Consider the following 12,399-nt stretch of genomic DNA (forward strand, 5'->3'; position numbering starts at 1 on the left):
CAGGGCCGGAATCAGGGTCAGGAGTCCTTACGAAACGCGGACGACGGCCGTTTTGCCTGTTCTGAGCTGTCAGGCTGGGGCCATGAGGATCCTGGTCGTGGAAGACGACCCGACCATCGCCGGTGTCGTCTCCGACTACCTGCTGCGCGCCGGACACACCGTCGACCACGCCGCCGACGGGACGTCCGGGCTCGACCGCGCGATGTCGGGCGGGCCCGATCTGGTCGTGCTCGACCTGATGCTGCCCGGTCTCGACGGGCTGGAGGTCTGCCGGCGGCTGCGCGCCGCGAGCCCCGTACCGGTCATCATGCTGACCGCCCGGGGCGAGGAGGACGACCGCATCGCCGGGCTGGAGGTCGGCGCCGACGACTACGTCACCAAGCCCTTCAGCCCGCGTGAGCTGGTGCTGCGGGTCGAGTCGGTGCTGCGCCGCAGCCGGGCGGCCGTCCCGGTCCCGCGCGGACGCCTGACCGCCGCCGGGCTGACGCTCGACCCGGACACCCATCGCGCCGCCAAGGACGGCGCCGAGCTCACGCTCACGCTGCGCGAGTTCGACCTGCTGGCCCATTTCCTGGCCCACCCCTACCGGGCGCACACCCGCGAGGAGCTGATGCGGGAGGTGTGGGGCTGGGACTTCGGCGACCTGTCGACGGTGACCGTCCACGTGAGACGGCTGCGCGGCAAGATCGAGGACGACCCCGCCCAGCCCCGCCTGATCCACACCGTGTGGGGCGTCGGCTACCGCTTCGACCCGGAGGAGCAGGAATGAAGGACGTGCTGCTCATCGCGCTGTTCGCGCTCGGCGGCGCGGCCGTCGCCGGGGTCGTGGGCGCGGGTGTGCTGATGGTCCTGCGGCGGCGTTCGGTGGCCGTGTCGCTGATCGTGGTGGCGGTCGTCGCGGTGATCGCGATGCTCGCCGGGACGCTGTCGGTCGCGTGGGCGATGTTCCTGTCCCCCCACGACCTGTGGGTGGTGACGACGGTGGTGGCGATGGCCGCCGTGGTGTCACTGGGGACCGCGCTGGTGCTGGGCCGGTGGGTGGTGGCCCGCAGCCGCGACCTCGCCAGGGCCGCGCGCGACTTCGGCGACGACGGCGACTTCGCGCCCCCGGTGGTCCCCGCGACCGCCGAACTGGCCGACCTCGCGAGGGAACTGGCCGCGACCAGCGAGAAGCTGGCCGCCTCCCGGCAGCGCGAGCGGGCGCTGGAGGCCTCCCGCCGCGAGCTGGTCGCCTGGATCTCCCACGACCTGCGCACCCCGCTCACCGGGCTGCGCGCCATGGCCGAGGCGCTGGAGGACGGCGTCGCCGCCGACCCGGGCCGCTACCACCGCCAGATCCGGGCGGAGGTCGAGCGGCTGACCGCGATGGTCGGCGATCTCTTCGAACTGTCGCGCATCCACGCGGGCGCGTTCACCCCCGTACCGAGCCGGATGTCGCTGCGCGACCTGGCCGCCGACGCGCTGCTCGGCGCCGGGCCGTTGGCCGACGAGCGCGGGGTGCGGCTGGTCGGCGAGGACATCGACCACGTGCCCGTGGAGGTCGACGGCAGGGAGATGACCCGCGTCCTGGCCAACCTGCTGGTCAACGCCATCAGACACACCCCCGCCGACGGCACGGTCGCCGTCAGTGCCGGGCGCGTCGGCGACAGCGCGGTCCTGGCCGTCACCGACGCGTGCGGCGGCATCCCCGCCGACGACCTGCCCCGGGTGTTCGACACCGGCTGGCGGGGCACCGCCGCCCGCACCCCGCCCGCCGGGGCCGGGCTCGGGCTGGCGATCGTGCGCGGCATCGTCGAGGCCCACGCGGGCCGGGCCGACGTGCGCAACGTGCCCGGCGGGTGCCGGTTCGAGGTCACCCTGCCGCTGGTGACCTGAGCGGGGCGTGCGCGAACTCCGCGACCCCGTCGGCGAACCCCACTTCGGGCTTCCAGCCCAGTTCGTCCCGCAGCCGCCTGGAGTCGGCGGTGATGTGCCGCACGTCGCCCAGCCGGTATTCGCCGGTCACGACCGGCATCGGCCCGCCGAACCCGGCCGCGAGGGCGGTGGCCATCTCGCCGACGGTGTGGGGGTCGCCGCTGCCCACGTTGTAGGCGGTGTGGCCCTGGCCGGCGGCGCTCAGCGCCGCCAGGTTGGCCTGCGCGATGTCCCGGACGTGGACGAAGTCACGGCGCTGTCCGCCGTCCTCGAACACCCGGGGGGCCTCCCCGCGTTCCAGCGCCGACCGGAAGAACGAGGCCACGCCCGCGTAGGGGGTGTTCCTCGGCATGCCCGGCCCGTAGACGTTGTGGTAGCGCAGCGACACCGCCGCGCCGCCGGTCGCCCTCGCCCATGACGCGGCCAGATGTTCCTGGGCGAGCTTGGTGGTGGCGTACACGTTGCGGGGATCGGCGGGGGCGTCCTCGCGGACCAGGCCGGGGAGCAGCCCGGCGCCGCAGTGCGGGCAGCGGGGCTCGAACCGGCCCGCCGCCAGGTCGGCGACCTCCCGGGGACCGGGCCGCACCACGCCGTGGATCTCGCAGGTGTAGCGGCCTTCTCCGTACACGACCATGGACCCCGCCTGGACCAGCAGGTTCACCCCCGCCCGCGCCATTCCGGCCAGCAGCACGGCGGTGCCGAGGTCGTTGCAGGAGACGTAATCGGGCGCGTCGCCGAAGTCGGCACCGAGCCCGACCATGGCCGCCTGGTGACAGACCGCGCCGACCCCGCGCAGTACGTGGGCCACCGCCTCGGCGTCCCGCACGTCTCCCCTGACGAACTCGGCGTCCGGGAGGGCCGGCTCGCCGGGGTGGACGGACGGGAGCAGCGCGTCGAACACGACCGGCTCGTGCCCCGCGGCGGTCAGGGCGGTGACGACGTGTGAGCCGATGAACCCGGCCCCACCTGTGACGAGTACTCGCATGCCGGCGATGCTACGGAACCGGACCGGCGGAACCCGGTATCCCGGCACCGGCGTAAGGATTTCGTCCCAGGTCGGCAGTCAGACCGCGATGCGCCCGCCGTCGACCGGCAGGACGGCGCCGTGGATCTGGGCCGCCTCGGGCGAGGCGAGGTAGACCACGGCACTGGCCACCTCTTCCGGCGTGCCCACCCGGGTGGACGGCAGCGCCGCCGCCTGCTGCCGGAGCAGGTCCGCCATGCCGGACGTGCCCTCGGTCAGGGTCGGCCCGGGGCTGACCGCGTTGACCCGCACCCCGCCGGGCCCGAACTCGGCCGCCCACGACTTGGTGAGCAGTTGCAGCGCCGCCTTGCTGGAGCTGTAGAGCGGCATGCCCGCCTGCCCGAAGCTGGCGACCATGGTGGTCAGGTTGACGATCGCCCCGCCACCCCGCTCGACCATGCCGGGGGCCAGGTCGGCCACCAGGTAGAACGGCGCCTTGACGTTCACGTTGTAGACGTGGTCGAACTCCTCGACCGGCACCTGCGCCGTGGGCGCGAACGGGAACAGCCCCGCGTTGTTGACCAGCACGTCGACCCGCCCGCCGCCGAGCGCGGCCGCCTCGCGGGCCAGGCCGCGGACCGCGCCGATGTCGCCGAGGTCGGCGGCCACGAAGTCGGCCCTGCCTCCCTCGGCGCGGATCTCCGCGACCACCTGATCGCCGCGCGGCCGGTCGCGGCCGCTGATGACGACATGGGCCCCACGGGCCGCCAGCTGCCGGGCGACCGCCCGGCCGATCCCGCTCGTACCCCCGGTGACCAGCGCGGTCTTACCGGCGAAATCCTGGATCATGAGATGTGCCCCTCAAGAAATGGAGTGATTGCTCCAGACTGTCGAGGCAAAAATGGAGTGTCAACACCAGAAAATCAGAGGGCCCGCAGGTGCTCGATCATGGTGTCCACGGCGGCCTCCAGGGGGCCGGTGTCCCGGCGCACCTGGCTGAGCAGCAGGCCGCCCTGGACCGACGCGAGCAGCGCCAGGGCCAGCCGATCGAGGTCGGCGTGGGCCGGGATCTCACCGTTGGCCGCCAGCGTGGCGAGGCCGTCGCGCAGCATGCCCTCCCACAACGCGAAGGCGTGCTGGACCCTTGCGCGGGCCAGCGGATCGGTCTCGGCCAGATCGGCGGCCAGCGATCCGATCGGGCACCCGCCCACGCAATTGATGTCACGCATGATCGCCACCATGACGTCGCGCCACCGGTGGAGCGAGTCGATGGTGTCGATCCGCTCCAGCCCGTGCTGCTGCACCGACAGCACCTGCTCGGCCTGCTGGTCGATCACGGCGGCGACCAGGGCGTCCTTGTCGGCGAAGTAGTGGTACATCTGCGAGGCGCTGACCTTGGCGGCGTCCTGGATGTCCTCGATCGTGGTGCGGGCCACGCCGCGCACCAGCATCAGCTCGGCCGCGGCGCGGACGATCCGGTCCCTGGTCGCCCGGCCCTTGGCGGTCAGCTTTGGAGTAATCACTCCAGTCATCGTAGGCCCACTGGAGAAGCTCCGCTCCTGGCCGGGCAAGAGCGCGGTTTGGACTTCTGAAGACCTGCTCATATGTTTTACTGTCGGTCACGCGGAGATGACGCTCCGTAATAATCATAGAAAGGAACGCCCATGAACGAGCCACATCAGCACACCGACGCCGACGACTGCACCGAGGCGGAGCACTTGGCGGAGCAGGAGTGCGACGAACACGACCACCCCCACGAGCACTAGTCAGCGCTTCCGCCGCACTCGTGAAAGGGCCGCGACATGGTTTCTCTCCCACCGGGCCTGGCGGCGCACGCCGCGGGCGGGCCGCAGGGCTGGACGGTGTGGGTGGCCGTCCTGCTGGTGGCGCTGAGCACGCTGGCCGGGGCGTGGGCGGCCCGGCGGAACGCCGGGCGGATCGGTGTCGTGCTCGGGGTGGCCTCGGCCCTGATGCTGGCGACCGCCCTGGCCGACCTCGTGCCCGATGCCTACGAGGAGGCCGTGGAGTCGGGCGTTCCCCTCTGGTGGGTGGCCGGGGCCGGGCTCTTCGGCTTCCTGGTGATCGCCTATTTCACCCGGAGCGGCTGCGGGCACGGCCACGGCCACGAGGTGGGGCTCCGGCACGCGCCGGGGTTCCACCGCCCCCGGGCGGGAGCGGCGCTGGCCGGTGGGGTCGGGACCGCCGTCGCCCTGTCGGCGCACCGGGTGGTCGAAGGGGCCACGCTGGCCCTGGCGGCGTCCCTCGTCGTCGTGGTCGCGCTGATGGTCCACTCCGCGAGCGAGGGGGTGGCGCTGACGGCGATGATCGACGTCGCCGGACGGCCACTGGCGCCCTGGCTGGCGCTCTCCTGCCTCAGCCCCGCGGTGGGCGTGCTCGTGGCCGGGTTCACGGCCCTGCCCGAGCAGGCGATACCGCTGCTGCTCGGGCTGATCGCGGGGATCCTGCTCCGCACGGCGATCGTCGGGCTCAAGCTCGCCCGTTCGACCCGCGCGGGAAGGCTGACCCCGCGCGAGTGGATCGGCGGCGGTGCCGTGGTCGCGGCCGCCGTCGGCCTGGTCTTCGGGGTGCCGAACCTGGTGGTGTCCGGAGAGCGGCCCGCGCCATCCGTGGCGGTGCGGCCCACGCCGAAGCCCGCTCCGGTGGCCTTCGCACCGGCCACGCGCGACGACCTGCGGAAAGCCTTCGCCGACGGCCGCATCACGTTCGGGCAGATCCTCGACCAGACCGATGTCGTGACGGTCGGCACCCACATCGGCTGGCTCCTGCTGGCGCTGCCCGGCTACGAACCCCGGACGGTCGTGGCCCTGTTGCGGCGTGGCCGCATCGGCGGGGGCACCCACATCGGCGACCTCGACAGCGCGCAACGCCGCTATCTGCTCACCCGGCTCGACCCGATCGGACACGAAAAATGACCCCTCATGCACGTGAAGGCCACGAGCAGGCGATCCCGCACCTCGAACCCGGCATGTTCGCAGAGGGGCGTGACGCCCTCACGCCGGGGGAGATCCATCACACGATCTTCACCACGGTCCGGTTCAGGGTCGGCTACAACCCCCGCGAGGTCGACGAGTTCATGGCCAGGGCCGAGGCCGCGGTCGGTGCGCTCCTGCGGGAGAACGGGGAGCTGCGCGCCCGGCTGGCCCGGCCCGGAGGAGAGCCGGAGGCCGATCTGCGCGAGGCCCAGCAGGATCTCCAGCGGGCCGTCGACCGGCACCGCGACCGGGTTCAGGCGATCATCGACGCCCGGTGAGGCCGGGCTCGTCGCGCTCGGGGTGGAGGGCGTCGGTGTGCTCGGTGTGCGCGACGGCCAGGTCGAGCAGCATGCGGACGTGCGCGTCGTCGAGCCGGTAGTAGGCCATCCGGCCGGTCCGGCGCACCGACACGACCCGGTGGGCGCGCAGCAGCCGCAGCGCGTGTGACGTGGCCGATTCGCTGAGCCCGCTGACGACGGCGAGGTCGCACACGCACATCTCGCCCTCCACCAGGGCGAGCAGGAGGCTGAGCCGGCGGGGGTCGCCGAGGAGGCCGAAGATGTCGGCCGTGTCGACCAGGTCGGCCTCCGACGGCATGCGCGACCGGACGGCGGCGACCCGCTCGGGGTCGACCACCTTCGTCGCGCAGCTGTCGATATCCGTCGGCTGCACGGATGAAGAACTTTGCATACGCCCGACCTTACGTCGGGAAGGCCGGACACCCCGCCCTCTCCAGTGATATCAACGTATGAGCAATTGAACAGATGTTTTAGCTATCGAGGCGGGAGTCATGGGCCACACGCACTCCGAACACGATCACGGGCACGGACATGGACACGGACACGGCGTCGCCCCGGAGGCCGACCGCCGCTATCTGACGCTGGCGCTGGTCCTGCTCGTCGTCTTCATGGCGGGCGAGGTGGTGATCGGGGTCATGGCCAACTCGCTGGCCCTGATCTCCGACGCCGGGCACATGCTGACCGACGCCAGCTCGATCGTCCTGGCGCTGATCGCGATGCGGCTCGCCGCCCGCCCCGCCAGGGGCGCGTACACCTTCGGGTGGAAGCGGGCCGAGATCCTCTCGGCCCAGCTCAACGGCGCCACCTTCCTGATCCTGGTGGCCTACTTCCTCTACGAGGGCGTCCGCAGGCTCGTCGATCCGCAGCCGGTCGAGGGGCCGCTCGTCCTCTACACCGCGCTGGCCGGCATCGCCGTCAACGCCGTCTGCACCTGGCTGCTCTCCAAGGCCAACCGCCAGAGCCTCAACGTCGAGGGCGCCTACCAGCACATCCTCAACGACATGTTCGCCTTCATCGCCACCGCTGTGGCCGGGGCGGTCGTCTGGCTGACCGGCTGGCAGCGCGCCGACGCGGTGGCCGCCCTGGTCGTGGCCCTGCTCATGGCCAAGGCCGCCGTCGGCCTGCTGCGCGACTCGGGCCGCATCTTCCTCCAGGCCGCCCCCCGGGGCCTGAACCCCGACGCGATCGGCTCCGCCCTCGCCGCGCAGGACCACGTCGTCGAGGTCCACGACCTCCACGTCTGGACGGTCACCAGCGGCTACCCCTCCCTGTCCGCCCACGTCCTGGTCGAGGCCGGTACCAACATGCGCGACGTCCGCGGCGACCTGAGCCGCCTCCTGCGGGAACGCTTCGGCATCCAGCACGTCACCCTCGACATGGACCTGTCCGACGAGCGGGGACACTGCGACGAGGCCCACGGTCCCAGCTATCCGGCCGCCCGGGAGGGGGGCATGGACCGCCTGGGCCGCGCCCTGCTCGTACCGGAAAGAAGAAGGATCCTCATCGCCCTGGTCACCGGCTCGCGGAGCCTGAGCGAACTGGCCGAACGGCTGGCCAGCACCCCGGCCGAGGTGACCGCCCATCTGGCCTGCCTCGAAGGGTGCGGACTGGTGCGCGGCAGGGTGACCGGCTACGAGCTCACCGACGAGCGGCTGGCGCACGCGCTGTCCGACCTCCTGAGCTTCGGCCTGGTGGTGAAACACGAGGCCGCGTGCCTGGAACCGGTGTGATCAGTACATCGAGATGTGCACGTGGTCGTGGTGGTTGGCGGTGACGCCACCCCGGTTCGCCATCGGCCGCCAGCCGGAGCCCTGCCAGATCCGCTGGCGGTAGATGACGTATTTGACGCCCAGGCGGCGGGCGTTCTCGATGGTCCACGCCGCCAGCCGGTCGCCCTTCGCGGCCTCGGCGGGGGTCGGCCACGTGCCGCCGGTGGTGATCATGAAGTCGCAGGCCCGGCCGAGGGGATGTTCGCCGCCGTCCTGGAGCGACCGGTAGCAGCCGATCCCGGCGGGCAGGGCGAAGCGCTCCTTGATCTGGTCGCGGATCAGTCGGGTGCGGGGCGTGATGTAGTCGCGCCCGTCGGGGAGCTGCGGCACCCAGGTGCCGTCGGCCCGGCGCCCGCCGGGTGTCAGCACCAACTGCTCGATCTTCTTCCTGATCCGGTCGATCGCGTCGTCGGCCCTGTCGCGTTGCGTGCGCAACGTCTTGTCCCGCTTCTGCAGGTCCTGGCGTTTCTCGGTGGCGGACTCCTCGGCGCTGAGCCGCTGGTCGCGCAGCTTCTCCAGCCGGGTGATGGCGGCGTTGTTCTCCACGGCCCGCTGACGCAGCAGGGCGGTGGTGTGCATGCTCTCGTGCGGTTCGGCGTCGCCGAAGGCGATCCTCGCGGCCGACGGTTCACCCTGGTAGCTGAGGGTGGCGATGACCATGACCTGGCGCCGGGTGTCCTCGTAGTTCCGTTCGGCGTCGGCCAGCCGCCGGCCGGCCTGCTCTTCGGCGTTCCGCGCGTCCTCCAGCGCCTCCCTGTTGGCGTTGTAGTCGCCGGTGATCGCGTCGTACTCCTTCTGCAGGTCGGCCAGTTCGCGCTTCAGCTGCTCGGGTGTCGGCTTGCGCGCGGCCTCGGCGGCGGAGCCGACCATGAGGACGGCCGCCGCCGCGACCACCGCCGCCATCGCTCTCCGGGACACGCACCGGTTCTCTCATGGCCGACCGGCGCGTGGCGGGCGTGGGCCCAAAAGGCATGATTCAGGCGCTGATGTCCTCGAGCTCCCCACCGGTCTCGTCCTGGAGGTTCTCCAGCAGGTCGGGCTTGGCGACGACGGCCCACAGCTCGCCGACCAGGTAGATGCCGCCCCACATCTGGGCGTAGTCGAGCCAGTCGCGTTTGCCCTTCTCGGTGACGAAGGTCGTGATCGTGTAGCGGCCCTGGGGCGTCTCGCAGATGCCCTGGCGGAGCTCGTCGGCGTCGATCTGCAGGTACGTGCTCGCGCAGCCGATCGTGGTGTACATCTGCTCGACGCTGCGCGGCCCGCCCTCCGGCGCCGACCCGCAGGCGGCGACCAGCAGGGCCGCGACCAGGGCGGCGGAGAACTTTATGGCGTCCACACCTGGGATACGCCACTGTTGTTTCTACGGTTCATAGAACTTCCGGCTATCTTCTACATTAAGTAGAAATGAGATCGGAAGGACTGCGGTGACCACGTCAGAAGACCGGGCCCAGGCGCGGCGAGCCAAGATCGATTCCATGCGGGCCCACAACCGGCAGCGGGACGCGCGCACGCGCAACGTCAAAGTCACCCTCGCCGTCGTCGGGGTCTTCGTGCTCCTCGCGGTGGCGTTCGTGTTCATCGACAGGGCGACCAGGGATCCCGGCGCCACCCTCGCGGCGGGGGAGACCCAATATGTCCGCGCCGACAGCCACCGGCTGCAGACGGCCGCCGACGGCAAGGTGACCCTGGTCGAGTTCCTCGACTTCGAGTGCGAGGCCTGCCTGTCGTACTTCCCCGTGGTGGAGAAGCTGCGCGAGGAGTACGACGGCAAGGTCACGTTCGTCGCCCGCTACTTCCCGATCCCCAGCCACTTCAACGCCGAGCGCGCGGCACGGGCGGTCGAGGCGTCGGCGCAGCAGGGGAAGTTCGACGACATGTACAAGAAGATGTACGAGACCCAGAAGACGTGGGGTGAGAAGCAGGTCCCGGCCGACCCCCTCTTCCGGAGCTTCGCCGAGGAGATGGGCCTCGACATGGCGAAGTGGGACAGGTCCTACGACGACCCGGCGACCCTGGCGCGGATCAAGAAGGACGTGGCCGACGGCGAGGCGCTGCAGGTGGGCGGCACCCCGACCTTCTTCCTGAACGAGAAGAAGATCCAGCCGCAGTCCGAAGACGAGTTCAGGGCGGCTCTCGATGCAGCTCTCGCAGGCTGACCCCGGCACGTCGCGGGAGAGCGACGAGCACCCCTACCCTCGGCTGCTCCCTCGGCTGCTGGCGATCGGCGGCCTGTTCGGCCTGCTGGCCGCCTTCATCCTCACGGTCGAGAAGATCGCGCTGCTCAAAGACCCCTCGTACGTGCCGAGTTGCAGTCTCAACCCCGTGCTGTCGTGCGGCTCGGTGATGACCACGCCGCAGGCCGAGGCCTTCGGCTTCCCGAACCCCCTGCTCGGCATCGCCTCGTTCGCCGTGGTCACCACGCTCGGGGTGGTGCTGCTGGCCGGCGCGGTGCTGCCCCGCTGGGTCTGGCTCGGGCTCCAGGCCGGGGTGACGTTCGGTGTGGTCTTCGTGCACTGGCTCGTCTACCAGAGCCTGTACGTCATCGGCGCGCTCTGCCCCTACTGCATGGTCGTGTGGGCGGTCACCATCCCGCTCTTCCTGTACGTCACCCTCCACAACCTGCGCCGCCGCCCGGCGGCGTGGCTGCTGTCGGGCTACCACCTGCCCCTCCTGGTGGCCTGGTACCTGGTGATCGTCGCCCTGATCGGGGTGCGGTTCTGGTCGTACTGGAGCACCCTGATCTAGTCGTCGCGCGCCTCCAGCGCCTCGCGCAGTGCCGCCGCGACCTCGGGCGGCACGACGCCGACGAAGCGCTGGACCGCCAGGGCGATGTCCCCGGCCTCCTCCAGCGCCGCGCGCATTGCCTCGGCGGCGACGGCGTCCTTCTCGACGGCGGCCTCGTAGAGGTGGGCACGGCCGATCCGGCGGCGACCGACCAGGCCCTTCTTCGTGAGCCGCACGAGCACGGTGAGGACGGTCGTCGTCGCGGGACGGGACTCGAGGTGTTCGGCCAGGTCGTGGGCGAACACGCCGCCGGGCCGCCGCCAGAGGGCTTCCATGATCGCGCGTTCGAGGGTGCCCAAGCGCACCGTGCCGCCTTCCTTCTATGAAATGTAGAAGTTCAGACGTCTACGATACGCCGTAGGATTGGAACGTGCGAGGTCTCGGCGAGCTGGAAGCCACGATCATGGATCGGATGTGGTCCTACCGCAGGCCCGCCCTGGTGCGGGAGGTGCTCGACGACCTCCGCCGCGAGCGGGAGATCGCCTACACGACCGTGATGACGGTGATGGACAAGCTCCACACCAAGGGCCTGCTCAGGCGCCGGCTCGACGGCCGCGCCTACGTCTACGAGGCGGTGACCTCGAAGGAGGCCTACACCGCCGACCTCATGCGCGAGTCCCTCGCGGGCAGCGGCAACCAGGCCGCCACGTTCGTCCACTTCCTGGAGCGGCTGACCCCCGAAGAGGCCGCGGCCATGGAGGCGGCGCTGCGGGTGATCCCGCCCCGGCGATCATGATCGTCGCACTGGTCCTGGTCGCCTACGCGGCCGCCGCCTCGGTCGCCGTGCCCCGGGTGATGGCCCGGGGGAATCTGGCCGAGCGGGCGCCCCGGCTCGCCATCGCCGTCTGGCAGGCGGCGAGCTTCTCCGTCGTCGCCTCGCTCCTGCTCGCGGTCTTCGTGGTGGTCGTCCCGGCCCACCTCGTGGGCCACGGGCTGGCCGACCTCTTCGAGGCGTGCGCCGAACTGCTGTCGTTCCGGATCGACCTCGGCTCGGCCGCGGTCGCCGCGCTGACCTTCGGAGCGGTCGTCTGCGTGCGAGTGGCGTCCACCACCATCGCCGTTCTCCGGCGGTCCCACCAGGCGAGGGGCAGGCACAGTGACGCCCTGGCGCTGATCGGCCGGCACGACCAGGAGCTCGGCGCGCTCGTCGTCGACTACGACGAGGGCCTCGCCTACTGCCTGCCCGGCCGGAACGGGCACGCCGTCATCACCACCGGCGCCCTGGCCGCGCTGACACCCGCGCAGGTCGCGGCCGTCCTCGCCCACGAGCACGCCCATCTGCGCGGCCGTCACCACCTGGTGCTCGCCGCGGCCGAGGCGCTCGACCGCGCGTTCCCCGGCGTCCCGCTCTTCCGGACCGGGCGGAGTGAGGCGGCCCGGCTGATCGAGCTGCTCGCCGACGACGTCGCCGCCCGCCGCCACGAGCGGGTGGACATCGCGGCCGCCCTGGTGGGCCTCGCCACGGGCCGGGTGCCCGCCTTCGCTCTGGGAGCGGGAGGCGAGACGGCGCTGGTCCGGGTGCTGCGGATGCTGCGTCCCGAGGCGCCTCTCGGGCGGGCCGAGCGCCTGGCCGGCGTCCTGGCGGTGGCGCTGCTCATCGGCGGACCGGCCGCCATGGCCGTCACACCGGGAATCAGCGAAATGATCGCCCATCACGGCTGAAGTCCGGCGGGGCA

At 71.6% G+C, this 12,399-nt stretch carries 16 protein-coding genes; 9 read left to right on the forward strand and 7 right to left on the reverse strand.

Annotated elements, in window-relative coordinates; genetic code table 11:
- Positions 1 to 82 precede the first annotated feature (82 nt).
- Entirely contained in the window at positions 83 to 769 is a 687-nt protein-coding gene (locus ACYQ78_RS06795; protein WP_459799852.1) for a response regulator transcription factor, read from the forward strand.
- Positions 766 to 1,875 (forward strand): sensor histidine kinase, encoded by a 1,110-nt coding sequence (locus ACYQ78_RS06800; protein ID WP_459799853.1) that lies wholly within the window; start codon positions 766 to 768, stop codon positions 1,873 to 1,875. The genes ACYQ78_RS06795 and ACYQ78_RS06800 overlap by 4 nt, the downstream gene beginning before the upstream one ends.
- Here the strand turns inward: ACYQ78_RS06800 and ACYQ78_RS06805 are convergent.
- From ACYQ78_RS06805 to ACYQ78_RS06815, 3 genes are all read right to left on the reverse strand, one after another.
- On the reverse strand, positions 1,853 to 2,899 hold the full coding sequence (locus tag ACYQ78_RS06805) for an NAD-dependent epimerase/dehydratase family protein (protein ID WP_459799854.1): 1,047 nt from the start codon (positions 2,897 to 2,899) through the stop codon (positions 1,853 to 1,855). The two genes, ACYQ78_RS06800 and ACYQ78_RS06805, sit on opposite strands and share 23 nt — an antisense overlap.
- Before the next feature lie 78 nt (positions 2,900 to 2,977).
- Complete coding sequence (locus ACYQ78_RS06810) at positions 2,978 to 3,727, reverse strand: SDR family NAD(P)-dependent oxidoreductase (protein ID WP_459799855.1); 750 nt, start codon at positions 3,725 to 3,727, stop codon at positions 2,978 to 2,980.
- A 74-nt stretch (positions 3,728 to 3,801) separates the two neighbouring features.
- The gene (locus ACYQ78_RS06815) at positions 3,802 to 4,401 is read right to left on the reverse strand and encodes a TetR/AcrR family transcriptional regulator (protein WP_459799856.1); all 600 of its coding nucleotides are present in this window, start codon (positions 4,399 to 4,401) and stop codon (positions 3,802 to 3,804) included.
- Between the two features lie 279 nt (positions 4,402 to 4,680).
- Here ACYQ78_RS06815 and ACYQ78_RS06820 point away from each other — a divergent pair, with 279 nt between their 5' ends.
- Together ACYQ78_RS06820 and ACYQ78_RS06825 are read left to right on the forward strand one after the other, a co-directional pair.
- Positions 4,681 to 5,811 carry a ZIP family metal transporter gene (locus ACYQ78_RS06820; protein WP_459799857.1) on the forward strand — a complete coding sequence of 377 codons (1,131 nt, stop codon included), beginning with the start codon at positions 4,681 to 4,683 and terminating at the stop codon, positions 5,809 to 5,811.
- The gene (locus tag ACYQ78_RS06825) at positions 5,808 to 6,149 is read left to right on the forward strand and encodes a DivIVA domain-containing protein (RefSeq protein ID WP_459799858.1); all 342 of its coding nucleotides are present in this window, start codon (positions 5,808 to 5,810) and stop codon (positions 6,147 to 6,149) included. The genes ACYQ78_RS06820 and ACYQ78_RS06825 overlap by 4 nt, the downstream gene beginning before the upstream one ends.
- Here the strand turns inward: ACYQ78_RS06825 and ACYQ78_RS06830 are convergent.
- On the reverse strand, positions 6,133 to 6,543 hold the full coding sequence (locus ACYQ78_RS06830; RefSeq protein ID WP_459799859.1) for an ArsR/SmtB family transcription factor: 411 nt from the start codon (positions 6,541 to 6,543) through the stop codon (positions 6,133 to 6,135). The two genes, ACYQ78_RS06825 and ACYQ78_RS06830, sit on opposite strands and share 17 nt — an antisense overlap.
- 118 nt (positions 6,544 to 6,661) lie before the next feature.
- On the opposite strand from ACYQ78_RS06830, the gene ACYQ78_RS06835 reads away from it, so the two are divergent.
- Entirely contained in the window at positions 6,662 to 7,900 is a 1,239-nt protein-coding gene (locus tag ACYQ78_RS06835; RefSeq protein WP_459799860.1) for a cation diffusion facilitator family transporter, read from the forward strand.
- On the opposite strand, the gene ACYQ78_RS06840 is transcribed toward ACYQ78_RS06835, so the two are convergent.
- The gene (locus ACYQ78_RS06840; RefSeq protein ID WP_459799861.1) at positions 7,901 to 8,857 is read right to left on the reverse strand and encodes a coiled-coil domain-containing protein; all 957 of its coding nucleotides are present in this window, start codon (positions 8,855 to 8,857) and stop codon (positions 7,901 to 7,903) included.
- Between the two features lie 58 nt (positions 8,858 to 8,915).
- Positions 8,916 to 9,275 (reverse strand): hypothetical protein, encoded by a 360-nt coding sequence (locus tag ACYQ78_RS06845; protein WP_459799862.1) that lies wholly within the window; start codon positions 9,273 to 9,275, stop codon positions 8,916 to 8,918.
- Positions 9,276 to 9,363: 88 nt separating this feature from the next.
- Here ACYQ78_RS06845 and ACYQ78_RS06850 point away from each other — a divergent pair, with 88 nt between their 5' ends.
- Together ACYQ78_RS06850 and ACYQ78_RS06855 are read left to right on the forward strand one after the other, a co-directional pair.
- On the forward strand, positions 9,364 to 10,095 hold the full coding sequence (locus ACYQ78_RS06850) for a DsbA family protein (RefSeq protein ID WP_459799863.1): 732 nt from the start codon (positions 9,364 to 9,366) through the stop codon (positions 10,093 to 10,095).
- A complete protein-coding gene (locus tag ACYQ78_RS06855; RefSeq protein ID WP_459799864.1) occupies positions 10,076 to 10,684 on the forward strand; it encodes a vitamin K epoxide reductase family protein in 609 nt (202 codons plus the stop codon). The genes ACYQ78_RS06850 and ACYQ78_RS06855 overlap by 20 nt, the downstream gene beginning before the upstream one ends.
- On the opposite strand, the gene ACYQ78_RS06860 is transcribed toward ACYQ78_RS06855, so the two are convergent.
- Positions 10,681 to 11,028: a BlaI/MecI/CopY family transcriptional regulator gene (locus ACYQ78_RS06860; protein ID WP_459799865.1), complete on the reverse strand. Its 348-nt coding sequence runs from the start codon at positions 11,026 to 11,028 to the stop codon at positions 10,681 to 10,683. The two genes, ACYQ78_RS06855 and ACYQ78_RS06860, sit on opposite strands and share 4 nt — an antisense overlap.
- Before the next feature lie 65 nt (positions 11,029 to 11,093).
- On the opposite strand from ACYQ78_RS06860, the gene ACYQ78_RS06865 reads away from it, so the two are divergent.
- Both ACYQ78_RS06865 and ACYQ78_RS06870 read left to right on the forward strand, forming a co-directional pair.
- Entirely contained in the window at positions 11,094 to 11,459 is a 366-nt protein-coding gene (locus ACYQ78_RS06865) for a BlaI/MecI/CopY family transcriptional regulator (RefSeq protein ID WP_459799866.1), read from the forward strand.
- A complete protein-coding gene (locus tag ACYQ78_RS06870) occupies positions 11,456 to 12,385 on the forward strand; it encodes a M56 family metallopeptidase (RefSeq protein ID WP_459799867.1) in 930 nt (309 codons plus the stop codon). The genes ACYQ78_RS06865 and ACYQ78_RS06870 overlap by 4 nt, the downstream gene beginning before the upstream one ends.
- The last annotated feature ends 14 nt before the right edge of the window (positions 12,386 to 12,399 follow it).

This window comes from Herbidospora sp. RD11066 (genome assembly GCF_054661255.1).

Bases quoted from the DNA above. Each gene is read 5' to 3' on its own strand.
- ACYQ78_RS06800 (WP_459799853.1), top strand. From the start codon at position 766: ATGAAGGACGTGCTGCTCATCGCGCTGTTCGCGCTCGGCGGCGCGGCC.
- ACYQ78_RS06870 (WP_459799867.1), top strand. From the start codon at position 11,456: ATGATCGTCGCACTGGTCCTGGTCGCCTACGCGGCCGCCGCCTCGGTC.
- ACYQ78_RS06805 (WP_459799854.1), bottom strand. From the start codon at position 2,899: ATGCGAGTACTCGTCACAGGTGGGGCCGGGTTCATCGGCTCACACGTC.
- ACYQ78_RS06855 (WP_459799864.1), top strand. From the start codon at position 10,076: ATGCAGCTCTCGCAGGCTGACCCCGGCACGTCGCGGGAGAGCGACGAG.
- ACYQ78_RS06795 (WP_459799852.1), top strand. From the start codon at position 83: ATGAGGATCCTGGTCGTGGAAGACGACCCGACCATCGCCGGTGTCGTC.
- ACYQ78_RS06825 (WP_459799858.1), top strand. From the start codon at position 5,808: ATGACCCCTCATGCACGTGAAGGCCACGAGCAGGCGATCCCGCACCTC.
- ACYQ78_RS06810 (WP_459799855.1), bottom strand. From the start codon at position 3,727: ATGATCCAGGATTTCGCCGGTAAGACCGCGCTGGTCACCGGGGGTACG.
- ACYQ78_RS06835 (WP_459799860.1), top strand. From the start codon at position 6,662: ATGGGCCACACGCACTCCGAACACGATCACGGGCACGGACATGGACAC.
- ACYQ78_RS06820 (WP_459799857.1), top strand. From the start codon at position 4,681: ATGGTTTCTCTCCCACCGGGCCTGGCGGCGCACGCCGCGGGCGGGCCG.